Source organism: Roseofilum capinflatum BLCC-M114, assembly GCF_030068505.1.
In the GTDB taxonomy this organism is placed as follows: Bacteria; Cyanobacteriota; Cyanobacteriia; order Cyanobacteriales; family Desertifilaceae; genus Roseofilum; species Roseofilum capinflatum.
The window spans coordinates 22,651-46,085 of record NZ_JAQOSO010000119.1; the positions used below are offsets into that span (position 1 = coordinate 22,651).

Below are 23,435 nucleotides of genomic sequence, written 5' to 3' on the forward strand. Positions count from 1 at the left end.
AAATGCCCTCTCCCTATATCCCTCTCCCACGGGAGAGGGACTTTACTCCCCTTCTTAAACTTGTTGGAAATGCCCTCTCCCTATATCCCTCTCCCACGGGAGAGGGACTTTACTCCCCTTCTCCCGTGGGAGAAGGGGCTGGGGGATGAGGGCAACCGTTGACCCATTACTCATTACTCAAATCATGACAGAATCATTAATCGGCGCTCTATTTGTCTTTGTGCTGGCCAGTTTTGCGGGCTTTGAAGTGATTACCAAAGTTCCGCCCACCCTGCACACTCCTTTGATGTCCGGGGCGAATGCTATTTCTGGAATTGCCTTAATTGGGGCCTTAATTGTGGCCGGCGATCGCACCCTCAGCATTAGCGTCATCCTCGGCCTGATTGCCGTTGTCTGCGCCACCATCAACGTGGTAGGCGGCTTTTTGGTCACCGATCGCATGTTGCAAATGTTCAAGAAGAAAGAAGCTTGATCGTGAAGATAGGGAGATAGGGGGATTTTCTATTCCCTGTTCCCTATTCCCTGTTCCCTATTCCCTATTCCCTATTAGCAAAATGACAGCATTAACAGAATATTTACCCACAGGGATTCAACTGGTTTATCTGCTTTCCGCATCCCTGTTTATCATTGGATTGAAACAACTCGGTTCTCCAGCAACCGCTCGCAATGGGAACTTATTAGCCTCCATTGCCATGTTGCTCGCCGTTGTCGTTACCCTGCTCGATCAACAGGTTCTCAACTATGAACTAATCCTAGTGGGGATTATTATTGGTTCCCTGATTGGGGCGATCGCCGCCAAACAAGTCGCCATGACGGCCATGCCGCAGATGGTAGGCTTATTTAATGGATTAGGTGGGGCTGCATCTGCGTTAGTGGCGATCGCCGAATTTTGGCGGCGCTTAAACCAGCAGCAACCCATTCCCATCGATGCCAACCTCTCCATCATTCTCAGTGTCTTCATTGGTGGCGTTACCCTCACCGGTTCTCTCATCGCCTTCGGAAAACTCCAAGGCTTACTCACCGGAGCGCCGATTAAATTTCCCCTCCAACAACCCATTAACATCCTGCTGCTGATCGCCTTCCTCGGCACAACCGGCTATTTACTCTACGACTCCATCAACGCCCCCATCTTCCTCGTAATGACCGGAATAGCCCTACTCCTAGGGATTCTATTCGTCATTCCCATCGGCGGCGGTGACATGCCCGTAGTCATTTCCCTGCTCAACTCCCTATCGGGTTTAGCCGCCAGTGCCGCCGGATTTGTCGTCATGAACAACGTGCTGATTATCTCCGGTGCATTAGTCGGAGCATCCGGCTTAATCCTCACCCAAATCATGTGTAAAGCCATGAACCGCACCCTCACCAACGTTCTCTTCAGTGGCTTTGGAACCTCTGAAGGAACCAGTAGCGCCGGTAGTTCTGGAAGCGCAGGACAACAAACCGTTCACAGCATCGACTCAGAAGAAGGAGCCATGATGCTCGGCTATTCCAAATCCGTCGTCGTTGTTCCCGGCTATGGCATGGCAGTCGCCCAAGCCCAGCATGTCGTCCGGGAATTAGCCGATTTACTCGAAAAACAAGGGGTTGAAGTCAAATATGCCATTCATCCCGTAGCCGGACGGATGCCGGGACATATGAACGTCCTCTTAGCAGAAGCCAATGTTCCCTACAACCAACTCTATGATATGGATGACATCAATCCTCAATTTGACCAAACCGATGTCGCCTTAGTCATTGGAGCCAATGATGTCGTTAATCCTGCCGCTCGCAGTAATCAGGATAGCCCCATTTATGGGATGCCCATTCTAGAAGTAGACCGCGCCAAGCATACCATTGTGATTAAGCGCAGTTTGAATACAGGCTTTGCCGGGGTTGATAATGAGTTGTTCTATAAAGATAAAACCATGATGCTCTTCGGTAGCGCTAAGGACATGGTGAATCAACTCGTTTCGAGTGTGAAAGAGTTGTAGTGAACGCACAGTAGGGGCGAAACATTTTTTGCCCTTACCAATTATTGGAAACGATTAATACGGGGGTTGTAGGGGCGGGTTTCAAACCCGCCCCTATAGATTAGGGGACTAGGGAGGAGACGATAATCGATTATTCTAGAGATCGTGGAGTCGAAACCAGTATACCAGTATATTGACTAAGGGTGAAACGAATAGAATATGGATATCCGGGAAAAACTCAATCGTCTACAAACCTTATTTACTGACATGGATCGGGCGCTGATTGCCTATTCTGGGGGAATTGATAGTACGTTGGTGGCGAAAATTGCTTACGATCGCCTGGGAGATCGCGCCCTAGCTGTCACTGCCGAATCTCCCTCCCTGTTACCGGAAGATTTAGAGGACGCAAAAGTACAGGCGGCGGCGATCGGAATTCCCCATAAAATTGTCCAAACCCACGAAATGGACAATCCCAACTATACGTCTAATCCGGTCAACCGTTGCTATTTTTGTAAAAGCGAACTCCATGATACCCTCAAACCCCTAGCCCAAGCTTGGGGCTATCCCTATGTGATCGATGGGGTAAATGGGGATGATTTACAGGATTATCGCCCCGGAATTAAAGCGGCAAAAGAGCGGGGAGCTAGATCGCCTTTAGCAGAAGTTGGAGTAACCAAAGCAGAAGTGCGGGAACTCTCCAAATACCTAGAACTTCCCTGGTGGGATAAACCCGCTCAACCTTGTCTAAGCTCGCGCTTTCCCTACGGCGAAGAAATTACCCTCTCGAAACTGCAACGGGTAGGGCGAGCCGAGCGCTATTTACGGCAACTGGGCTTAACTCAAGTGCGGGTACGCTCTGAAGGAGAAACTGCCCGCATTGAACTCCCTCCCGAACAGATTCAATCCTTTGTCCTGTCCACAGACTTACCGGAACTGGTGAAACAGCTCCAGAGCTTTGGCTTCCTCTATATCACCCTCGACTTAGAAGGCTACGTTAGTGGCAAACTCAACCGGGTGTTGGGGGAAGTGGCTAGGGCGTAACTGGGCTAAAATGAGTGACAGCCAGTAGTGCGAGCATCTTGCTCGCTGTTGGCTTTAAATTTAAGTTTAAATCGGTAGTGTTATAGCTCGTTTTTGATTTGTAGCGAGCGAGACGCTCGCACTTCCCAAGACCTAAAGATAGGGGTACAGGAAGATTCCCCCATTCCCCCATTCCCCCACCATGCTCGATCAAATTGCTAAAGCCTTTGAACGTAAGGATTATCGCACTGCTCAGAACTTGCTGAAGAGTTTCTTGCAAAAAGAACCCCAAAATCCTTGGGGGCGGTTGTACGCTGGACGGTTATACGAGGAACGGGGAAAGCCAGATTTGGCTGAACCCATTTATCGGCAATTATTACGGAAAGCGGAACATCCGAAAATTGTTTCTCAAGCTCGTTCGGGACTGCAACGCCTGCAAAGCCAAAAAGAGGCTCAAGAGCAGCAGAGACGGCAACAGGCGATCGCCCAAGCGACAAAAGATCCCAACCAAGCGAAACCGGGTTTATTAATTATAGAACCAGTAGTCGGAGAAGCGCGTAAAGCGGCGGCCAAAGAGTTTGCCCGGATCATGAACCTAGATTCCTATAGCGCCCAACGGCAACTCCCTGGGCGGTTTTGGCGTTTGCATCGCACGGGGAATATTGGCGAGTTGGGGGTTTATGGTGAAGAATTGCGATCGGTGGGCATTCCGGCGTTTTGGGTGAATTTAGAGAAAATTGAACAGCTCCGGGTGTTCCGAGTACAGTCCATTTCGGAACTGGGAAAATCCGTGAGTCTTATGTGCCATGATGAATCGAATCAGTTGGGAACTTTGAGTTTTGAATGGTCAGAAGTGGCACAGCGCGTAACAGGTAATTTACCTATTTTTGAATCGGTGGTAATGTTGGATGGTAAAGGAAAACCGGAGAGGGTAGAACGTACCCAAGATTATGTTTATCTGTGCGATTTGCATCTTCCTCAGAGAAACTGTCTGTTACGGTTTTGCGATCGCTCCTTTGAATTTCATCGTAGTGTGGGCATTCTTCCCCCAGATATTCCGCGATCGCAACTGAGTGCCCGTCTTCAGTGGAATAGCTTAATGCAAGTGATGGTTACCTCTCTTCCCCAAACTCCCCTTTGGTCAGATTTCACCCCGTTTGCAGAAACCGTCTTACAGGAAGCTAAAATTGTGGCCGATTCTAGGAATCTGTTCGGAGAAATTCGCCCCCATATTGATATTTTCCGCAGAGCAGAAACCGATTGGGATCGCGCCTTTGCCCTTTACAGTGGCTTAGTGTTCTTTCGCCCAAAGTGTTGAGTAACAATCATTACATAACTCATTTAGGTTTGCTATATAGGGAGAATGAGCAGGCAAGATGCCTGCACTCCCAAAACTGACGTTAATATTAAGGAGTGGGAGCGTCTCGCTCCCTAGCTCCTTAATTTCCCTACCTCCCTAATTAGGGTATTTCCGCTTCGCGGACATGAACAAGCGGGCTTGATATAACACCTTGTCCCAGTAGAGGAGAGAGCGGTTGTTCTCTCTCCTTGCACCCCGGATCAACGCCCAAAGATCAACCGGTATTTCGCATTCCCGCCGCAATACCATTAATGGTGAGCAGAGCGCCTCGAAGTAATTCGCCCTTACTATAGCGAGAAATGACCCCAGAGGAGCTGCCACTATTATGTTGACGCAGGCGGCTTAACAGAGAGACTTGTAACATGCCTAATGGAATAATCGTACCATTGCGTAACTGAACCGATCGCTGAAGAGTGGGGTCTCCATCCAGAAGCCTTTCATGGCTCGTAATTGCCAAAATTACTTTAGAAGTCCGATGGAACTCCTCTTTAATTTGCTCAAACACCTGTTCGAGTCGTCCGAACTCCTCTTGGGGACAGAGTTGTTCCAAGTAGTGCCGGGAAATATGCAGATCCACCTTAGAAAGGGTCATTTCTACTTTCGAGACCACCATCTTGAAGAAGGGCCATTTGTAATAGAAATATTGCAGCAGTTTCAGATGTTCTTCTGGTTCCTGATCGATAAAGTCCTGTAGGGCCGTGCCTACCCCATACCAACTGGGCAGTAAATAGCGAGCCTGTGTCCAGCTAAACACCCAAGGAATGGCTCGCAGTCCGGAAAGGCCTTTCTTTTTGCCTCCTCCGCGACGAGCGGGACGGGAGCTAATTTGCAGTTGGCTAATTTCCTGGATGGGGGTGGCGTAGTGGAAGAAGTCGATAAAATCCGGTTGTTCGTAGATCAGAGCGCGGTAGTGCGATCGCGCCTTAATCGCCAACTCTTCCATAATCTCATTCCAGGGGTCAATATCATCAAAACCACTGCCGAGTACCCCCGCTTGCACCACGGCTGAGGTAATCGTTTCCAGGTTATACAGCGCTAACTCTGGTAGGGAATACTTGGAAGCTAACACTTCTCCCTGCTCCGTAATTTTAATGCGCCCATTAATACTCCGGCTCGGTTGGGCTAAAATCGCTTCATAGGCTGGGCCACCGCCCCGACCGACTGAACCCCCTCGACCATGGAAAATCCGCAGTTCTACCCCAAAGGGTGAAGCAATCTGTTCTAGGGCTTTCTGTGCCTTATGAATTTCCCAGTTACTACTTAAGAAACCCGAATCTTTATTACTATCGGAATAACCGAGCATGATTTCTTGCAACGCGGGTTTTTTCAACTTTAAGGCTTCATATCCCCCCGCGATCGCAGCCCGATAAGGCATTAATTCAAACAGGGATTTCATCACGGTTGGCGCTCGTTTTAGGTCTTCCACCGTTTCAAACAGGGGAACCACTTGTAAATTACTGATGCCTGTGGCCGGATCGTAGAGTCCTGCTTCTTTGGCCAACAACAACACTTCGAGGATATCGCTCACATCATTACTCATGCTAATGATGTAGGTCTGACAGATTCCCTGGCCAAACTCCTGTTGCAGTTGACGAACCATGCGTAGGGTATCGATGGTTTCGCAGGTGCTTTCTGAGAAGGGTAATTCTCCAGGAATCAGGGGGCGCAAGGTTTGCAGTTCTGTGGCTAACCATTGCACCCGCTCTTCTTCGGTCAACTCATCATAGGGTTTGGGTAAAAGCCGCAAGTATTCGGTAATTTCGTTCAAGGCGCTACTATGGCGAGAGCTTTCTTGACGAATATCCAAATGGGCCAGATTAAACCCGTAAATTTCTACTTGGCAAATCAGATCTTCGAGTTCCCGACAATAGAAACCAGTTTCGGTTAAGGAGCGATGAATTAATTGCAGTTCGGCTAAGAATTTATCGCTTGATAGATAGCTGTGGGTGGTGACATTACTTTCGGGAAACTTGGGTTTACCATCTTGACCGATCATGGGCCGATGGGTGACTTGGATTTCCGATTGCAGGTTGCGATCGCGGGTTTCTTCCAAGCGTTTGAGAATATACGAGAGCTTGAGACGATAGGGTTCCTGTCGATAGCGAATCGCCAACTGCTCATAAACGATGGGAAGTTGCTGCTGGTCTTGTTCCAAAGATTCTAACAATTCTGGCAGCACATCGCTCCAGTGCAAGGACAAGCTCAGTACATTGATGAGGTGTTTGATGGAATGAATATACTTTTCCAACACCAAATTTCTCTGGTAGCAAGCGGTTTGCCAGGTGACTGAAGGAGTAACCGAAGGATTGCCATCGCGATCCGATCCCACCCAAGATCCAAAGGTACAAAAGTTATATCGGGGGGGAGTTAAGGTGGGGAAAGTAGCATTTAGGGCTTGTTTGAGTCGCTGATAGAGTTTGGGAATGGCATCAAAGAGAACTTCTTCAAAATAGTGAAGGGTATAATCCACTTCATCTAATACCCTAGGCTTAAATTGATGCAATTCATCGGTACGCCACCAGAGGCGAATTTCTTGGCGCAGTTGTTCTGTTTTTTCATTAATTTTGTTGGCTACGGCTGAGGGAATCGGGGTTGAGTTGCCCTGGGTGGCCACCAGTCCTTCTTCCCACTGATCCAGTTGTTGCAGCAATTTAGCAATCCGCCGTTGCTTATCGCGAATGGTATGGCGGACAATTTCCGTGGGATGGGCGGTAAAGACTAAGCGAATATCGAGTTGATTAATTAACGCTTGAATCTGTCCGGGGGGTACATTGAGTTCTTTTAATTTCGGAAATAGGGCGTGAAATGCCCCTAGATCGCGACGGATTTTACTGAGATTTCCACTCCAGGGTTTTGGTTTAATGTGTTCTGGGGCCGATCGCTGCGGTTGTTCTCCGTCGGAGTCCGATGAGGACTCAGGAGCGCCACCAGGAGAATCCCAATATTGCTGTTGTTGTCCCCTTTGCTCATAGTGCTGTTCAACGATATTAATGAGCTGGAAATAGAGAGCAAAGGCTCTTGTGGCTCGAATGGAGGCTCTCAGATCTAAATTTTCAATTAGGGCTTGGGTTTGAGGGTTGACCACATTGGGGGCTTGACCTTCTGGAGAACAGAGGTTACGCATCTCCTTAATTAAGGCGATCAACTCACTGCCACATTCTTGTTCGAGAACTGACTCCCACAACTGTTCGACTAATTTGAGACGGTGACGCAAAAGCAACTCGGAGGTTAGACTCGCCACGACTTCATCGGAGGAGGAGGGCGAACCATTAACCGATAAGGAACTAAAGCTAGGGTTTGAGGGGTGAAGTGTTGAACTCATCGAATTCTTATCCAGCTAGTGGTACTCAACCATTCTAGGGGGTGAAGGTTGCTTTAATGGGAGGGGGATTGATCTAATCAAATGGATCAATATCTGCGGGTGCTTGGTCTTGTTTTGATTGTCAAGGGGATAGGGGGAACAAACTGTCCATAATGAACTGTTTTTTGACTCTGAGTGGTTTAGGCTTTTTCGTTTTAGTTAGGTTGGAGGAGTGGAGTTGGGGGAACTCTGGGGAGGTTCGGTGAGTAAGGGCAGGCGATCGCCGCGAAAAATTTCTTCTGAATCTTGACCGACGGTTTGCCAAAATTGGCTCATATGCTTGAGGGCCAAAACGCCAAGAACCACCGGCACAGTTGATAAACTTAAAACCACAGATAACCCAGCTTGAGGGAAGGCAGGAGAAGCCTCTTGATGAGAGTCAAGGGGAGCAGAAGGTTGCATATTCTTTTTGTTAAGCGATATAAAGTAATGGGATCTCCAACGATTTAATGGCCAAGTCTAATCGCGACCGGAAAATTCCACAATGGGCCAGATCGAGCTGATGGGAGTTCATCTCTATACCCCTAGGAATTCTTATCCCTTGGGACTAGCTCAGTCAATCCTGAAAACGTTGCCTTATAATAGCATGATCCTCTATTCCCTCCCATTGTGTAATACCATGCATGGAGACGGGTCTTACTCTTCCCACTCCCCCTTGATGTCATCTTCCCTATGCCGCCCATGAATTCTACTCACACAATCGGGACTTGGACAACTGTATCCCAATGGGCCCAAGATCGGATAGGCCCAGAAGGGGGAAAGGTGAAAGTCCGAGTACGGGGTAATATTCTCCATATCCTTTGTGAGAGTGCCCCCCATGCTCCTTCACCAGAGTGGGTAATATCTCGCTTACAGGAAGGGTTATCCGAAACCGCCCTAGAGACTCTATTGCCAGCCGATCAGCCTCCCATTTACCAAGTCTGGATTTATGGCCGAGTGAGCGGGCCCAATTATCCAGAATGGACAAAACAACTGGATCTGAGTACGTTGACTAAGGGTTCGACGAACGATCGCCCCCCAGAAAATCGGCCACCCTCCCCAGAAGCCCCGTTGACAGCCAGTCCCGAACAAGCGATCGCCACACCAGGGGCTGGCTCTGCGGTAGCAGCTCCGGTTAAGAACAGTTCTCCGAGGGAGATGGTGGTCTCCAATCGTAACTTGGCGGCGGAAGGAAATCCCCATGCGATCGCCCGGTATCTGAGTGAAAGCCTCAGTCCCCTGGGAATTGGAGTCAAGGTGAAGGTGAAAACCCTCAAACGCCACAACCATCTGGACACCGCATTTAAGCGACTCCATGTGGGAATTTACAGCAACTATAGCCCCGATTCTAGTCTCCTCGGGCCGAAAATTGCCGGACAACTGCGGGAATTAGAGCTATCGGGCTTTCGAGATGCGGCGATCGCCTGTCAAGTTCATGGCGAACCCTCCCCAGATTGGGTGTTGCTGGTGGATCTGACTCCCCGCTCGGTGATGCTCCATCAATGGGCACGATGGGGAGATGTACCTGCCATTAATCGGCTGATTGACCAAGTTTTAGCCCCAGACAACCAACTGCATATTTCCGCAATTCTCAAAGAATCCACCCTACACTTGTTTTGTCGCGGGGCAACGGTTCCCGATCAGAGCCAGATCGCCCACAAACTTCAAACCCTCCTGGATGCGATCGCCCCCCAAGGTATCCACGCAGTCACCATTTACGGTCACCTGAACAATAAATCAACCCCCGCCTGGGTCGATTGGCTGGATCTGCCAGCCAAAACCGATACCGATCTCCATCCATCCACCCTAGAACTAGCCCAAAGCGGCCATCAAGTGGCCCTCAAATTTCTGCTTAACCGTTTGCTCAACCCGGAAATCGATCAACAACTGAGTACCGGAGGCATTCGCATTCAACTGCTGCACAAACAAGACCTGGTGCATGTGATGAGTGATGCTCCAGTTTGTCCCAATCAACGGCAAGTCGGGCCCTTAGTCGCTAAATTCCTGCGGCAACTGAAAATTCCCAATCTTTCCGGAGTGCGGGTGTATGGACGCAGAGCGGGTCAAAAAATGCCCCGTTGGAACTACGGGGTTGACTTTAAGTCGAGAAAACGATTGGTTCCCGAAGCCCCCCCAGAATTTGCCGCCAGTAGCGCCTATGTGGGGGATTTAATCGCCCTCGATCGCACTCCCCATCGATGGGGAGACTCTCCCCTCTCCCCCAGTTCCGATGGGCGGGCCAATTCTGTCCAGGAAAAAGAGAGCGCCACCAATCGCCAATCCCCTTCACCTCAGAATAAGGCTCCAGAGTCTGAACTACTTACGGAGTCCATGACCGGGAGTCAGCTTCGTCCTAAAGTCTCCTTAGTGCAACGCTTCCAACAAGGGTTGGTTCGCAGTGGTCTCCTAGCTCCCCATACTGAACCTGAACCCATGTCTGGGGCCCTCTCTTCCTACATCCCCGTGCAGGAGGCTGGAACGAGTTTGGGCCGGGCCACCACCCATCGCTGGCGCGATCGCCTCAGTCCTCAATTGATGATTGCTCTGGTTTGGTCGGCTTTGGGTCTATTGCTCACTGTCGAAATCGATTGGTTTTTGGGGTACAAATTAACCCAACTGGCGGGCCCTAATCCCTCCAAGGCTGCCGTCGCTCCCGGATATTTGGGATTCGGGGGAGATCCTGCCAACGCCAGTGATGAGAGTTTGTTGGAGAATCAGGAGGAGACATCCGAGGAATGTGCTGAGAGTTCCTGTTTAAGTCCTCCCTCTCCCTATCCGACGTTTAATAATCAACTGATTGATGAGCATTTGGGCCGCTATCATGCCTTGATGTTGGAGGAAGGTGCGCCGGATGTGCTGATTATTGGCAGCTCTCGTGCTTTGCGAGGGATCGATCCACAACAATTGCGCCAGGATTTGGCCGATCGAGGCTATGAAGATGTGAGTATTTATAATTTTGGCATTAATGGGGCTACGGCTAAGGTGGTGGATTGGGTGATTCGGGAATTGTTGACTCCGGAGCAGTTGCCAAAGGTGATTATTTGGGCGGATGGCACGAGGGCGTTTAATAGCGGCCGGGAGGATCTGACCTATGCGGCGATCGCCAGTTCTGAGGGGTATCAGCAGTTACAAGCCCAAACCTTGACTCGACCGGAGTATGGTACGCCTTGGTCTGGGAAGCCCTCAGCGTCAACCTCTGAGGAGAGCAATGAGGGGTTAGAGCGCTTTTCGATTACCCAGAGCTACGAACAGGCGAATGATTGGCTAGAAGCCGGTTTGGGGTCGCTTTCTGCGGTTTATCCTCAACGCGATCGCCTCCATGGTCAGATTCAGAAAAGTTTATCCAAGCTTTTGCCTGAACAAACTTCACCCACCTCCCTGGTTGAAGACCCAGAAATGCTACAACCGGCGATCCTCAATCCGGATGGGTTTCTCCCGTTTAAAATTCAGTTCGATCCAGATACTTATTATGAGCATCATCCCCAAGTTTCTGGAGCCTACGATCGCGATTATGAGTCCTTTAATTTAGAGGGCGAGCAGGATGAAGCTCTGAAAAATACCCTGGCTTATACCCAAGATATGGGTGTAAATTTGATGTTCGTAAATATGCCCTTAACGGATGTCTATTTAGATCCCGCTCGCATGACGTTTGAATCTGAGTTTCAGGACTATCTACGCACCCAAGCAGACTTGGGGTTACAAGTTCAAGATTGGATGATGCTCTGGTCGGGGGGAGAATATGACTATTTTTCCGATCCTAGTCATCTTAATCGTTATGGTGCTGAGGCGATCGCCACAGAACTAGCCCAAACTCCTGAGATTGACTGGAAAGAACAATTAAAAATGAACAATTAGGGTTTAGGGAAGAGATGATGGTAATCCTGGTGAATGGCGATCGCCACTTGATGCTGTTCTCCGTAGATGTTTCCCGCCTTACAGAGTGCTGTTTTGTACAATTGCTGGGCTGTGGACGAATCGCCCAAAAACACATGCACCGCCGCCAAATCTGCCATTAATAGGGGGTATAGGGGATGCTCCTGATAGCGAAACCGACTCGCTAAATCTAGAGCCTCTTGCCACAATTGTCGAGCCGCTTCATAATGGCGTTGTTTAGCATTAATTTTGGCTAGTCCTCGCAGACATTCGGCGATCGCGATCGCATTGTGTTCCTTGCGCTCTCCTGCCAACTCCAGCGCACGACTAAAGTAATCTTTAGCACCGCTTATATCCTGGGATCTTAAACACAATTCCCCTTGTAACTGCAAGCCACGAGCCAAGGAAAACGGGTACTTTTGCCAGACATCCAGCGCGGTTTGTAAATGGTTTGTCGCTAAAGCATACTGGCCTTGGTAAATATAAAGCAATGCCAGACAGTGGTGAGTTGCCCCTAGATCCGGGTGGCGATTATCGCTCCAAATTGCCCCTCGACCTTGGAGAGCCTGTAAATAATAATATTCCGCCCTTGAGTAATCCTCGCGCCGCGTATACCACACCCCCAAATAATGACAGCCATTCGCCCCCGTCACTCCTCCGGACTGCACACAAGCTTCAAACCGAGGAAAAGCCAAATCCAACTCATTCCTCGCCAAATAAAACTTACCCAAATTCAGCATCAACATCGGCCCAATCATCTCATCCAAAACCCCATCCTGATCCAGAGCCGAAGCCATAATTTGCACATACGGAGCAATACTTTCGCCATGGGAAGGCGTAAACTCACTCAAATCGCTCGGAAACAGCTTAATCGCCTCATACAAATACTCTAAAAGCTTCTGCTGCGTCTCTCGCACCAAGGGATGAACCCCTTCCTTTCCCCTCACCCTAGACTGCTCTTGAGCGCGTCTATCCCACTCCCCATTCGCCCCAAACAACCACCTCAGATTATCCCTAACTTCCGTCGGTGCATAGTGCAACCTGAGACGAAACTCCCGAATTGGCGAACTGCGTGGAGACCTCTTTTCCTCATCCGTAAACCCCAACCGCTCCCTCCCCATATCTGTCAGCGTATCCCGCAACCCTTCCCTCCGCACCTTCACCGAACCCAACTGCCGAAACAGCGCCACACTCCCCTTCTTCGCCGGAAAATCGGGTTGTTCGCTATAGAACTCAATCAAATCTAACAAAGCAGCAGGAGTTCCTTGCACAAAAATCCCGTAATTCTCAGTCCTTAAACGCACCTTTTCCTCAGATGAAGAAAACGCCCCCTGATTCACCTCACACAACAGGGCAGCCACCAGCATCTCCGCACAAGCCTTACGTTTTGGGTTCCGATATTGGGGACGCGGCATGATGTCAATTAACAATTAACAATTAACAATTTTCATGTCGGCGATAGCCGAAACAATAGATTTTTCCCAAGCTCCATATCTTACAGTGTAAGGCTTTGAAGAGAATTTGACCCAAATGAGTCAGCCCACCTTTCCCAAGCCATTAAGATTGGCGTATAGATATTTCCCCATTCCCTATTCCCCATTCCCTATTCCCTATTCCCTAAATTCCCCACCATGAACACTTACCCAGACGACTCTAGTCAATCTTCACAACTCGATACCCACCACGACACCACCCCGGATTCTAGTCCTGACTATCATCCCACCCTACCCGATACCAGTACACCCGAACCCTATCCCCACCAGTGGCAACCCCACAGTTGGGACTATACCACTACTAGCTTACACAGCGATCCCACATCCAGGAGCGACTCAGATCTTTACAGTACCTATGACGAGCAAAGCAATCATTGGAATCACCAGCATTATGACTCTAATCAAGACCAATCCTGGGTTGTGGGGCATCCTGCTGAAGAAATGAACTATTGGCATCAGCAGCAAAATGATTATAGCTGTGGAATTGCTGCCCAGCAATCGGCGATCGAACATCTCACCCACCACCACTACTCAGAAGCTCAACTGAGCCACTACGCCGAACAGCGAGGTTGGTACGACTCCGCCCATGGAACCCCTAGTGAGGACTTTGGCAAACTTTTGGCCGATCAAGCTCACGTTCCGGTCGAGAGCCATGTGGGGGCAAATTTAACGGAAATTAGCACCAAATTAAGCCAGGGTGAAGAGGTTTTTGTCGGGGTTAATTCCACCGTCGAATGGTTACCCGAAATCATTGACCCCCATTTACTCGCAGGACAACCTGCCGACCATATTGTACAAGTCATTGCTGTAGAACCTAAGCCGGAAATTGCACCACCGACCCATGTCATTCTCAATGATCCAACCTCACCAGAAGGACGCGGTGTAAAAATTCCAGTCGAGCAATTTCAAGTCGCCATGGATGCCAGTCACGATTATATGGCATCCACAGAAATGCACAATCAACCCTCTTGGTTTACCAGCCATTTAGGAAACACTGAATCCATGACCTTTGGGTGCAAGATTACTACTTTCTCTAGCTCCAACAACGTTTATCTAAATAACGGTATAGTTGGCACGTATAACGGCAACAGTTTCTATTGGAAAAATGGCAATGTTGCTGGAAATTGGAATTGTAATAATCATCATGCATACACCGCGAACGGACAAGATTTAGGCTATGCCAAAACCTGGTCAGATGCAGCATTATTAATCTACAAACAAAGTTAGCAAAAATCACCTTGTAGGGGCGGGTTATACTCAAATCTAGAAAACCAATCCAAAACCTCCCTATTCATGTCCGCGAAGCGGAAACCCACCCCCCACCCCCAACCAAAAACGTAGGTTGGGTTGAACGCAGTGAAACCCAACATCACCTGACCCGCGTTGGGTTGCGCTCCGCTTAACCCAACCTACAAACTACAAACCACTAATGCAGTACAGCAAGAAAAGATCCCCCCAACCCCCCTTAAAAAGGGGGGCAGCAAAAGTCCCCCTTAAAAAGGGGGATTTAGGGGGATCGAGATGGACTGTATAGCAAAGAAAAATGTGTTACTTATTGACTAGGATAAACCATAATCATGAGCGAACAAATTACCATTGAAGACATCTACAAACTTTTCCAAGTATCCCAAGCGGAAGCAGACCGACGACTGAAAAAACTGGAGAAAACTGTCGCCCAAACCAGTAAAGAAGTCGCCGGGTTAACCACGCGCTGGGGGCGATTTGTAGAAGAATTAGTCGAGCCTGCCGTCGTGCAACTATTTCAACAGCGAGGCATTCAAATCGACCAAACCTTCTCTCGCGCTCGACAGCGAAGACAGGGACTAGCCATGGAAATTGATATCCTAGGAGTCAATGGTTCTGATGTAGTTGTAGTGGAGTGTAAATCTCGGTTATCGAGAGATGATGTGGATGAATTCTTAGATAAACTGCTACGATTTAAGCAGTCATTTCCCACTTACCAAACCTATCGCGCCTATGGAGCAGTCGCAGCCATTGAAATTGACCGAGGGGTAGACCGATATGCTTATCAAAATGGTTTGTTTGTCATTCATCCATCGGGCAATACGGTGGCAATTGCCAATGATACAGGATTTGAACCGCGCACATGGTGAGGCAATGAACAATGAACAGTTGCCCTCATCCCCCAGCCCCCTTCTGCTTCGCTCAGGGCAAGCCTTCTCCCACGGGAGAAGGGGAGCAAAAGTCCCTCTCCCGTGGGAGAGGGATTTTCCTTCGGACATGAAAGGGAGAGGGCAAACCCCTCGTAAACCCACCAAAAATGGTGAATCAATTAAAAATTAAAAATGCAAAATCAAAAATGAAATCCTGTAGGGGCGGGTTATACCCAAATCTAGAAAACTCACCCAAAACTTCCCTGAACCCGCCCCCACCCCCTCGCAAACCCACCAAAAATGGTGCGTTACATTCCATTAACGCACCCTACCAAATATCCTATAGGGGCGGGTTATACCCAAATCTAGAAAACTCAACCAAAACTTCCCAAAACCCGCCCCCACTCTCTCGAAAACCCACCAAAAATGGTGCGTTACATTTCATTAACACACCCTACCAAATTATCGGAGGAAATCATCATGAAATCACTGCCTGGAAAACAAGGATGGTGGCAAAGAGCTGGAAATTGGGCTAAATCTGTTTTCTTTCCCACTAAAGCCATTATCGATAGCCGACAAGAAAATACTGAAATCATAGCCGCTAATCAACGGGAGATTGCCCACAAGCAGCAACAAATACAATTAGAAGGCTTGAAATTGCAATATGTTCTGCAAGAGCAACGACGCGAACATGAAGCGGAGCAAGCGGCATTATCGCGAGAATTTCAAGCCGCACAAGCCGAACTCTCCAGGGAACATCAAGAAGCTCTAACTCGATATATTCAAGACTCCGAAAACCGTCGGTTAGCCTCCCGTATTGAACATGAACGCTGGCTAGAGTCGCAACGGCAAGAACTGCAACGGGAACTGCAAAAAAGTCAGCAGGAATTCAGCCTGTTTATGGCGTTCTTGACGGCTAAAATTAATCGAGATACAGATGAAGAACGGCGCATTCTCGATAACCAACCTTGGCGGACTCCGCCCAAACCCCTGATGCAATATTACGAGCAATATCGAGACCGGTTGCCAATTCCGCCTTTGGTGGTAGTTTCGCCTCCGGATGTGGAATTTGACCGCTATCCGAATGCGGGTTCTGGACTGCCCCGAATGGCGAATCATATTGAAGATGAATTGAGCAATTTTTTGGGTCGCCATTATCCGGAACGGGACTCGGAACGCCCGGCGAAACCGATTGCCGGACTTTGGGACACCAACCGGATGAAAGATGGGGCGGCGGTGCTGTCGTTGCATTATCTGTTTGCGGCTGTGCCGACGATTATTTTAGAGTCGAAAGTTGCGGGGGATTTGCTCAATTTTTCTCTGTTTTCCTGGGATGCGGGACAATTGGACTGGCAGAAAGAATCGATTTTATTCCAGTTTTCCCATAAGGAGTTTATGTATGACGTGCAGCGAGAGTTGGCGCGGGAGTGGGAACAGAAGAAACAGAAACTGATAGAAGGGGGTTTGGAGGTTAAACGAGCGATTGGTGGTTCTAAGGAAAATGAGTCTAATGAGTTTAACCTCATGCAACTGCTGGAAGAAGAAAAATATGCGGCGCTGGATGTGGAGGTGGCGCTAGAGTATCGCCCCACACCTTCGGGTATTGCTCGGCTGAAAAAATATCTCAGTCAACTCCATTGTCTTGCCGCAGGGATGGCGCTGGATGATTATCATTTACTGCGTCATGGCACTGCGCCGAAAATGCCGGAGTTGCTGGCTGAGTTTATTGAGGGGATGCCTGACTATGAGGTGCAACCGCTTCTGGAGATTGTGCTGACTCACTATCAAGCGTTGATAGAAGCGTCGGCTGAGGTGGGGTGGGATGTGCCGAGTTTGCTGTTGGATGTGGCTTTGGCGTTCTCGAATTTACCCGATTCTAGCCCGACGCAGCAGTTGATGGAAGTTTCTATTGCCCGTTGGCTTTCTCAACGTCAGCTCCCGGTGAATGGTGAGCCTCTGGAGACTCTGGGAAGTGCGTTGAATATTGCCGATGAGGGGTATGTGGCAAAGTTGAATCGCTGTTTGTCGGTGGTGGGAGACTCGCAGCAACTGGATATTGCCCAATCTTGCTATCGTCGCGGGGTGAAGCGTCTGGAAGCGCAGGATTATGAGGGGGCGCGGTATGATTTCGAGCAAACGATTACTCTGGCTCCTCGCGCTATTGCCTATTATCAGCGCGGTTTAGCCTATCGGGGGTTGGGAGAACTCCAGCAGGCACTTACGGATTTGGATAAGGCGGTGAAATTGCAACCGAATCAGGCGAAGTTTCATGAGGCGCGGGGGGATGTTCATCGGCAGTTGCAGGATATTGAAACAGCGCTGGCGAATTATGCCGAGGCGAAAGACTTGGGTGCGGAAACGGCGGCGCAGAAGTATGAGGAGTTGCAGCGCTGGTGGACGGATGAGCGCCGGAAGGCGAAGGAGGCAGAGGAAGCGCGGCAACGGGCAAAAGCGGAGCAAAGGAGACGGGAGGAGGAGCGACGGAAGGCGCTGAGTATTCCAATTCCGGTTACTTCGACTTCGCTCAGTAACCGTTCGACTTCGCTCAGTAACCTTACTTTGGAGTTGGTGTATGTGGAGGGGGGTACATTCCAGATGGGAGGTACGAAATACGATGATGAAAAGCCGGTTCACGCGGTAACTGTGCCAGAGTTTCGCATGGGTAAGTATCCCATCACTCAGGCTCAGTATGAGGCGGTGATGGGGAATAATCCTTCTTCTTTCAAGGGCGAAAATTGTCCTGTGGAACAGGTGAGTTGGCATGATGCTCAGGCGTTTTGTACAAAGCTCTCAGAACTGATTGAGCAACCGGTGCGGCTGCCGAGCGAAGCAGAATGGGAGTATGCGGCGCGTGGGGGCAACCGGAGCAAGGGTTATGAGTATGCGGGCAGCAATAACCTGGATGAGGTGGCTTGGCATTATGGTAATTCTGGCAGCGAAACCCATCCTGTGGGGGGTAAAAAGGAGAATGAGTTGGGGATTTATGATATGAGTGGCAATGTGTGGGAGTGGTGCGAAGATGATTATGATAATGATTATCAAAAAGTACCGAAAGATGGAAGTGCTTGGACTAAGGGCGGCGGTACTACAAAAGTAATACGCGGTGGTTCTTGGCTCTACAGCTTTTCGAGGGATTGTCGTTGCGCGTCTCGGTACTTCAACAATCCCGACGATCGTAACTACGACATCGGGCTGCGGGTTGTCCTCCCCCTCGTTTCGGGCAGGACTTTATAGCCCTCTGCCCTTTGTATCAATGAACAATTAACAATTAACAATTAACAACGAATAGCAATTAATGGAACCAGAAACCCAGTTTCTTAGACATCCGGCGAAGACCAGAAACCCGGTTTCTTGAAGAAACCGGGTTTCTAGACAAGGGTGGGGGCGGGTTTTTGGGAATAGGATTAGGGATGGGTGATAAAATTGAATTGGTTTATTCACTGCTCTTGTGGGAACCAGAAACCCGGTTTCTAAACATGGGTGGGGTGGGGGCGGGTTTACAGGATTGATTGATGGGTGTTCTAGTTTTGGGTATAACCCGCCCCTTGTATCTTAAGAGAGTCGGCGATCGGGCCAAGCCGGCGATCGTTAAACAGCAAGCTCCATCAATGGTGATCAGGAGGGAAATAAAGAACAGACAACAGAACAACCCCAGGGAGTCAGAGGAGAGGAAAAGTAAAGAAATGCTCAAATGATCATGCCCTAAGTAGAGTTTCAGTACAAAGTAAGAGTGATGTGGCATCGGTTGAGTTGAAGCTGTCCCGCCCCTGAGATGACGACCCGTTAATCTGTTATGTAGATAAGCCAACTCAACTGAACACAGGTAATCTAAAAACTCGACAGTAAACCAAGAAAGTTGAGCAATGATAGTGAGGGTTTTGAGAAGTTACTCGCTTGGCTTCAAGGTAAAGAAGTATCTAAGCTCCATGCTTGCATGGAAGCCACCAGTACCTATGGAGAGGCACTGGCAGAATTCTTGGTAGGACAACAGTTCACCGTCAGTATCGTCAATCCAGCCCGGATTAAGGGATTTGCCAAAAGCGAACTCTTACGAACGAAATTTGGCGTTTGCTGGCTTTGAAGTCCCAAAAGGCTTTTGACCCCAATTACACGATCGCCGCTCCGAGCGCCGTCCCGATCGCCTCCCCTTGACATCCAAGACAGTATCTACAGAGATCTGTAGCGTAAATAAATAGATTTGATATTACTCATTACTTAACAGCGCTGTTAATCATGACAGAAAATTCAAGAAAAATCGGCTGGTTTCTGTTCCTGTTGGAGATGATTGAATAAATAGAAAAATACCAGTAAATTTAATCCCAAAACAATTCCATGATTGGCTGAAGGATGGTGGATAAAATTCCAAGTTTCCACGGGTAAGGGTAATCCGGCTAATAGAGTGACTAGGAAATTTCCCCAGGATTTTCCGTACCATAACCCTAGGGTAGCCGCTCCTAATCCTAGGGCATAAATACTGGCAATTTTGGCAATCAATTGCAGTCCTGAAACTTGATGATGAAGGAGAGCATTGAGTATCCATTCAATGGTGCTGTATTCTCCATTAACTAAATAGTCTTCTGACCACTGTACGATCGCCTCATAATTTCGCCAACTCCAAGCCGAGGCGATCGCTAACACGGCCATCACCACAGCCAAAAAACCTTTATACACAACCACCAACTTTAAGCCTAAAGAACGTTCTTCCATCTGCGATCGCCTCAATTTTGCATACTACCCCATAGAGATTGGGAGGGGAGCTAACCTACATTAGCAGTAAATTTTACCTTTAAACCGTCTCGTGGGTGGGGAGTGGGTATGGTCAACAAGGTTAAATCTTGTTCGGGTAACAATTCCCACAGATAACCTCGGAGTAATAGGGCGGCGAAAATCCTCATTTCCAAGCGGGCAAACTCTTTACCGAGACATTCGCGCATACCACCACCAAAGGGAACGTAACTGAACCGTTGTTGTTTGTCTACTGCACCCTCACCCAGAAAGCGATCGGGGTTGAACGCTTCGTGGTATGGATAAACCCTTTCATCTTGATGGGTTTTACTGATGTTGTATTGGGTTGCCCAACCCTTGGGAAGGGTATAGCCGGCATATTCGCACTCTTGTATAATTTCACGGAACCCGCCACCGACTGGAGGGGTGATTCGCAAAACCTCTTTGAGAACGGCATCCAAATAGGTCATTTGTTTTAACTGTTCCAGGGATAGGGGTTCGGAGCTAGGAAACTGTTGCTGTTCTTGGCGAGCGCGGGTAGCAATATCTGGATGTTGGGCCATTAATAAACAAAAAGAGGCGATCGCCGAAGTCAAGGTCTCGTGGCCAGCAAACAACAGTAACAAAATCTGATCCTTGAGTTCCTCCAAAGGCAGAGCATTGCCGTCCTCATCTCGCGCTTGCAACAAGATCCCCAAAGCATCCTCCCCTGGGTCTTGGGCTTGTTGTCGCCGCACAATGATTTTTTCCATCTCTGCTAACAACTGCTGGCGACAGCGCAACGCTTTACGGAATGGAGTTCCGGGTAAAGGTAGGGCAATGGTAAACAAACCCGCCACCCAATTTTCAAAAAGTTCAATTAAGGGCGTATCCGAACCCCCTTCGCTCCCCACTAATAACCGACTAGCAATCTCAAAGGTATAATTTCTCAATTCTGGATACCAAGTTAGGGTTCCCATCCCCTGCCACTTCTGCAAATACCTAGCGGTTATCTCCTCCATCGCTGGTAGATAACCCACCAAAGCGCGGGGTTGAAAGGCTTGGGCCATTAATTTACGCCGTTGCTGGTGGAAAGTTCCCGTTTGAGTTGCCAGGGATGCCGGGCCTAGGAGGATGCGAGTGCTTTTCGGCCAGGTAGCGGCAAAATATTTGTTTTCGTTGGCAAACAGGAATTGATTGGCTTCTGGCCCAGTCATGATTACGGTGGGACGGCCAAAAATGTTGGTTTTGAAAACTGGGCCGTATTTTTTCTCTCGCTTTTCGGCAAATTGGCCATCCCGGAGAAAGGCGATCGTTTCGCCAATAATAGGCAAGCCGAGGCTCCCTGGAGGCAAAGGTAAAGAAGGTTTAACGTTGCTTGTCGTCATAGGTCTTGAGTAATAGGAGTAAAGCGATCAACCGCCGTTAACTCCTATTGTGGATCACTATCATTCAAATTCTACAAGCAGACCCTGCCCACTGTTAAGTAATAATTGGAACTATTTATTATATTTTGAAATCTGGCCAGCAGAGCGCTTTTCGTGTCCGTGAAGCGGAAAGGAACCAGAGATTGAAAGCAGCATACCTCATGAAGAAAGTAAAGCGCTGTATTAGAAGCATTGGTTGAAATCCTGTTAGAGGATATCAATCTTGAATTGACAGTAGAGGCATAAGTTTGATAGACTTAGCACCTAAACTTTGTTAGAAAGGAGAATGTTGGCACCCTGAATAGAAAAAGCCCAAACAGACCGATAGCCCTTAATTGCGATAACACTTCACTTAGGTAAATTTCTGTTCCCTGCTATACAAAACACTGGGTTAGCCATCGTCAATATAGAAACCACCAGATTTTCAACCATTAAAATACACTATGATAACTGGGTTAGAATCACTGAAATTAATGTTGCAAGTCCATCCATCTCTAGAATCCTTGCTTTCCATCTCCATTTTTAATCTTGAAGAATGGGGGGGGTCTTTAGCAACTGGCTTGTCGATTTAGCTTTCGCTTTCGTGGCTTATATAGCCATTTTTGTTGTACTGAACTGGTTCTTTCGGAGGTTTGATAATCAGGTTGCCATTTTAACTCTGAGCGTCGCCAAAATTCAGATCATTGTTGTTTTTGCAATAGTGAGCTTGAAAAATGCCTTAGCCAATTTTGAAGGCTGGGAATTGCTTGGACTCATTCAGAAGATATTAACCGGGCTGCTAATATTAGCCATCAGTTATCTCATCGCTCAACTATTTACAGAAGTTCTAGCCTACTACCTAAAAAAGTATGCTGAAAAAAGTGAAGCCACCTGGGATGATGTCTTAGTTCCTCTGTTAGAAAATACTCTACCGGTAATTATTTATCTATTGGGTATTTTCTTTTTCTTGCAAGCTGTGGGAATTGACCTAACTGGTCTTGCTGTTCTATTCGGTGCTGTGAGCTTCGGTATCAGTTATAGTCTTAAGGATATCTTACAGAACTTTTTTAGTAGTTTAGTCTTACTGGTAGATACTCCTTTCCAATACGGAGATGTGATTCAACTCGGTACAGGTGAGCTGGCTGTCATTAAAAATATTGGCATTCGATTAACTAAGTTGTATTTAATCGATACTAACTGCGAAAAATTCATTCCCAATGGTAAGTTACAAAATGACGAAATAACAAACTTGAGTCGTCCAACTCATAACTATTACTACACAATTAGTGTGCCATTTCGAGGGGATATCGATCCCATTCAATCGATTAAGATTATTGAGGAAGTGATTATTAGTCATCCGGATACCTTGGGTGATATTAGTAAGAAGCTAGAAGCCATCGATGTCTTCTATCGACCTAAAGATAAATTAATTGAGTTAAAGGATGGACAAATCTCTAAACTCGAAGGGGGGCGGTTGCGTCTACAGACTGAGTTAAAACTCAACCAAACCATAGATAAAATAAACCAATTAATCAGTGATTTGTGTGAAAAAATTCAGGTGTTGGAAAAGAATGGATTAGATGTGACTGAAGCCAGAAAGATTCAAGGATATTACCTGGACATCGTGAGATTAACTGGGTTAGAAATGGTCACCGATCGCCAAGGTCGTCGAAAATCCCTATCGCTACATGAACCCGAAAAGGTAGATGAAAACACAATGATTCCTCTGCTGAGAGCCTGGTATAAAATCTGGTCAAGAGATCCGGATCTAACCTTTGAAGATGCAGAAATCTTGGAAGAAGAATGGGAACGGCGGATAACTTTCTTGCAACTGAGAATGAACAATCTCCTGAAAAAAATTAGTAATGCGGGTAAGGGTGGAGTCAACGAAACCAAGCTAGATGACTACCTGGACAATTTTGCTGCTTGGCTGAAAGAAAATTTCAAAAATACCAATACTTTGTGGCAAGAGCCAAAAATTTGGGTTAGCAACCTGAATTTAGGAGGGGGCGGTAGCACTGGCAATGAGCTGATGGTGAAGTTTTTTGTTGATAACATTAAGCTTGAGCAATGCCAGCGCGGTTATCGTGTGAGGAGCGAAGTTCAAGGGGAGATTATGAGGAGACTCAGACAATCTTATCTGTACAGGTAAATGGTATCAAAACCGCGATGGGAA

The 23,435-nt window shown here is 48.1% G+C and carries 15 protein-coding genes; 10 read left to right on the plus strand and 5 right to left on the minus strand.

Features of this window, described 5'->3' with window-relative positions; genetic code table 11:
* Positions 1–184 precede the first annotated feature (184 nt).
* The 4 genes from PMG25_RS23530 (at position 185) to PMG25_RS23545 (ending at position 4,287) form a co-directional block, all read left to right on the plus strand.
* Positions 185–472 carry an NAD(P) transhydrogenase subunit alpha part 2 gene (locus PMG25_RS23530; RefSeq protein WP_283763590.1) on the plus strand — a complete coding sequence of 96 codons (288 nt, stop codon included), beginning with the start codon at positions 185–187 and terminating at the stop codon, positions 470–472.
* An 82-nt stretch (positions 473–554) separates the two neighbouring features.
* The gene (locus PMG25_RS23535; protein WP_283769324.1) at positions 555–1,970 is read left to right on the plus strand and encodes an NAD(P)(+) transhydrogenase (Re/Si-specific) subunit beta; all 1,416 of its coding nucleotides are present in this window, start codon (positions 555–557) and stop codon (positions 1,968–1,970) included.
* A 198-nt stretch (positions 1,971–2,168) separates the two neighbouring features.
* Positions 2,169–2,990 carry an ATP-dependent sacrificial sulfur transferase LarE gene (gene larE / locus PMG25_RS23540; RefSeq protein WP_283769325.1) on the plus strand — a complete coding sequence of 274 codons (822 nt, stop codon included), beginning with the start codon at positions 2,169–2,171 and terminating at the stop codon, positions 2,988–2,990.
* A gap of 181 nt (positions 2,991–3,171) precedes the next feature.
* Complete coding sequence (locus PMG25_RS23545; RefSeq protein WP_283769326.1) at positions 3,172–4,287, plus strand: tetratricopeptide repeat protein; 1,116 nt, start codon at positions 3,172–3,174, stop codon at positions 4,285–4,287.
* 256 nt (positions 4,288–4,543) lie between these two features.
* Here the strand turns inward: PMG25_RS23545 and ppc are convergent, their stop codons facing one another.
* Together ppc and PMG25_RS23555 are read right to left on the minus strand one after the other, a co-directional pair.
* Positions 4,544–7,651 (minus strand): phosphoenolpyruvate carboxylase, encoded by a 3,108-nt coding sequence (ppc, locus tag PMG25_RS23550; RefSeq protein WP_283769327.1) that lies wholly within the window; start codon positions 7,649–7,651, stop codon positions 4,544–4,546.
* Positions 7,652–7,849: 198 nt separating this feature from the next.
* On the minus strand, positions 7,850–8,092 hold the full coding sequence (locus tag PMG25_RS23555) for a hypothetical protein (RefSeq protein WP_283769328.1): 243 nt from the start codon (positions 8,090–8,092) through the stop codon (positions 7,850–7,852).
* Positions 8,093–8,371: 279 nt separating this feature from the next.
* On the opposite strand from PMG25_RS23555, the gene PMG25_RS23560 reads away from it, so the two are divergent.
* On the plus strand, positions 8,372–11,524 hold the full coding sequence (locus PMG25_RS23560) for a hypothetical protein (protein WP_283769329.1): 3,153 nt from the start codon (positions 8,372–8,374) through the stop codon (positions 11,522–11,524).
* Here PMG25_RS23560 and PMG25_RS23565 read toward each other — a convergent pair.
* Entirely contained in the window at positions 11,521–12,957 is a 1,437-nt protein-coding gene (locus tag PMG25_RS23565) for a tetratricopeptide repeat protein (RefSeq protein WP_283769330.1), read from the minus strand. The genes PMG25_RS23560 and PMG25_RS23565 overlap by 4 nt on opposite strands.
* Before the next feature lie 216 nt (positions 12,958–13,173).
* Here PMG25_RS23565 and PMG25_RS23570 point away from each other — a divergent pair, with 216 nt between their 5' ends.
* From PMG25_RS23570 to PMG25_RS23585, 4 genes are all read left to right on the plus strand, one after another.
* The gene (locus tag PMG25_RS23570; RefSeq protein ID WP_283769331.1) at positions 13,174–14,262 is read left to right on the plus strand and encodes a hypothetical protein; all 1,089 of its coding nucleotides are present in this window, start codon (positions 13,174–13,176) and stop codon (positions 14,260–14,262) included.
* A 350-nt stretch (positions 14,263–14,612) separates the two neighbouring features.
* Positions 14,613–15,149: a DUF3782 domain-containing protein gene (locus PMG25_RS23575; protein ID WP_283769332.1), complete on the plus strand. Its 537-nt coding sequence runs from the start codon at positions 14,613–14,615 to the stop codon at positions 15,147–15,149.
* Between the two features lie 480 nt (positions 15,150–15,629).
* Positions 15,630–18,383 (plus strand): SUMF1/EgtB/PvdO family nonheme iron enzyme, encoded by a 2,754-nt coding sequence (locus PMG25_RS23580; RefSeq protein ID WP_283769333.1) that lies wholly within the window; start codon positions 15,630–15,632, stop codon positions 18,381–18,383.
* A 622-nt stretch (positions 18,384–19,005) separates the two neighbouring features.
* Positions 19,006–19,230: an IS110 family transposase gene (locus PMG25_RS23585; protein ID WP_283769334.1), complete on the plus strand. Its 225-nt coding sequence runs from the start codon at positions 19,006–19,008 to the stop codon at positions 19,228–19,230.
* Positions 19,231–19,394: 164 nt separating this feature from the next.
* On the opposite strand, the gene PMG25_RS23590 is transcribed toward PMG25_RS23585, so the two are convergent.
* Both PMG25_RS23590 and PMG25_RS23595 read right to left on the minus strand, forming a co-directional pair.
* The gene (locus tag PMG25_RS23590) at positions 19,395–19,856 is read right to left on the minus strand and encodes a DUF2127 domain-containing protein (protein ID WP_283769335.1); all 462 of its coding nucleotides are present in this window, start codon (positions 19,854–19,856) and stop codon (positions 19,395–19,397) included.
* 50 nt (positions 19,857–19,906) lie between these two features.
* Positions 19,907–21,241 carry a cytochrome P450 gene (locus PMG25_RS23595; protein ID WP_283769336.1) on the minus strand — a complete coding sequence of 445 codons (1,335 nt, stop codon included), beginning with the start codon at positions 21,239–21,241 and terminating at the stop codon, positions 19,907–19,909.
* A 745-nt stretch (positions 21,242–21,986) separates the two neighbouring features.
* On the opposite strand from PMG25_RS23595, the gene PMG25_RS23600 reads away from it, so the two are divergent.
* Entirely contained in the window at positions 21,987–23,411 is a 1,425-nt protein-coding gene (locus PMG25_RS23600; RefSeq protein ID WP_283769337.1) for a mechanosensitive ion channel family protein, read from the plus strand.
* The last annotated feature ends 24 nt before the right edge of the window (positions 23,412–23,435 follow it).

Excerpts from the sequence above, each read along its gene's own strand:
- PMG25_RS23530 (WP_283763590.1), top strand. The coding sequence starts at position 185 with ATGACAGAATCATTAATCGGCGCTCTATTTGTCTTTGTGCTGGCCAGT.
- PMG25_RS23535 (WP_283769324.1), top strand. The coding sequence starts at position 555 with ATGACAGCATTAACAGAATATTTACCCACAGGGATTCAACTGGTTTAT.
- larE (WP_283769325.1), top strand. The coding sequence starts at position 2,169 with ATGGATATCCGGGAAAAACTCAATCGTCTACAAACCTTATTTACTGAC.
- PMG25_RS23545 (WP_283769326.1), top strand. The coding sequence starts at position 3,172 with ATGCTCGATCAAATTGCTAAAGCCTTTGAACGTAAGGATTATCGCACT.
- ppc (WP_283769327.1), bottom strand. The coding sequence starts at position 7,651 with ATGAGTTCAACACTTCACCCCTCAAACCCTAGCTTTAGTTCCTTATCG.
- PMG25_RS23555 (WP_283769328.1), bottom strand. The coding sequence starts at position 8,092 with ATGCAACCTTCTGCTCCCCTTGACTCTCATCAAGAGGCTTCTCCTGCC.
- PMG25_RS23560 (WP_283769329.1), top strand. The coding sequence starts at position 8,372 with ATGAATTCTACTCACACAATCGGGACTTGGACAACTGTATCCCAATGG.
- PMG25_RS23565 (WP_283769330.1), bottom strand. The coding sequence starts at position 12,957 with ATGCCGCGTCCCCAATATCGGAACCCAAAACGTAAGGCTTGTGCGGAG.
- PMG25_RS23570 (WP_283769331.1), top strand. The coding sequence starts at position 13,174 with ATGAACACTTACCCAGACGACTCTAGTCAATCTTCACAACTCGATACC.
- PMG25_RS23575 (WP_283769332.1), top strand. The coding sequence starts at position 14,613 with ATGAGCGAACAAATTACCATTGAAGACATCTACAAACTTTTCCAAGTA.
- PMG25_RS23580 (WP_283769333.1), top strand. The coding sequence starts at position 15,630 with ATGAAATCACTGCCTGGAAAACAAGGATGGTGGCAAAGAGCTGGAAAT.
- PMG25_RS23590 (WP_283769335.1), bottom strand. The coding sequence starts at position 19,856 with ATGGAAGAACGTTCTTTAGGCTTAAAGTTGGTGGTTGTGTATAAAGGT.
- PMG25_RS23595 (WP_283769336.1), bottom strand. The coding sequence starts at position 21,241 with ATGACGACAAGCAACGTTAAACCTTCTTTACCTTTGCCTCCAGGGAGC.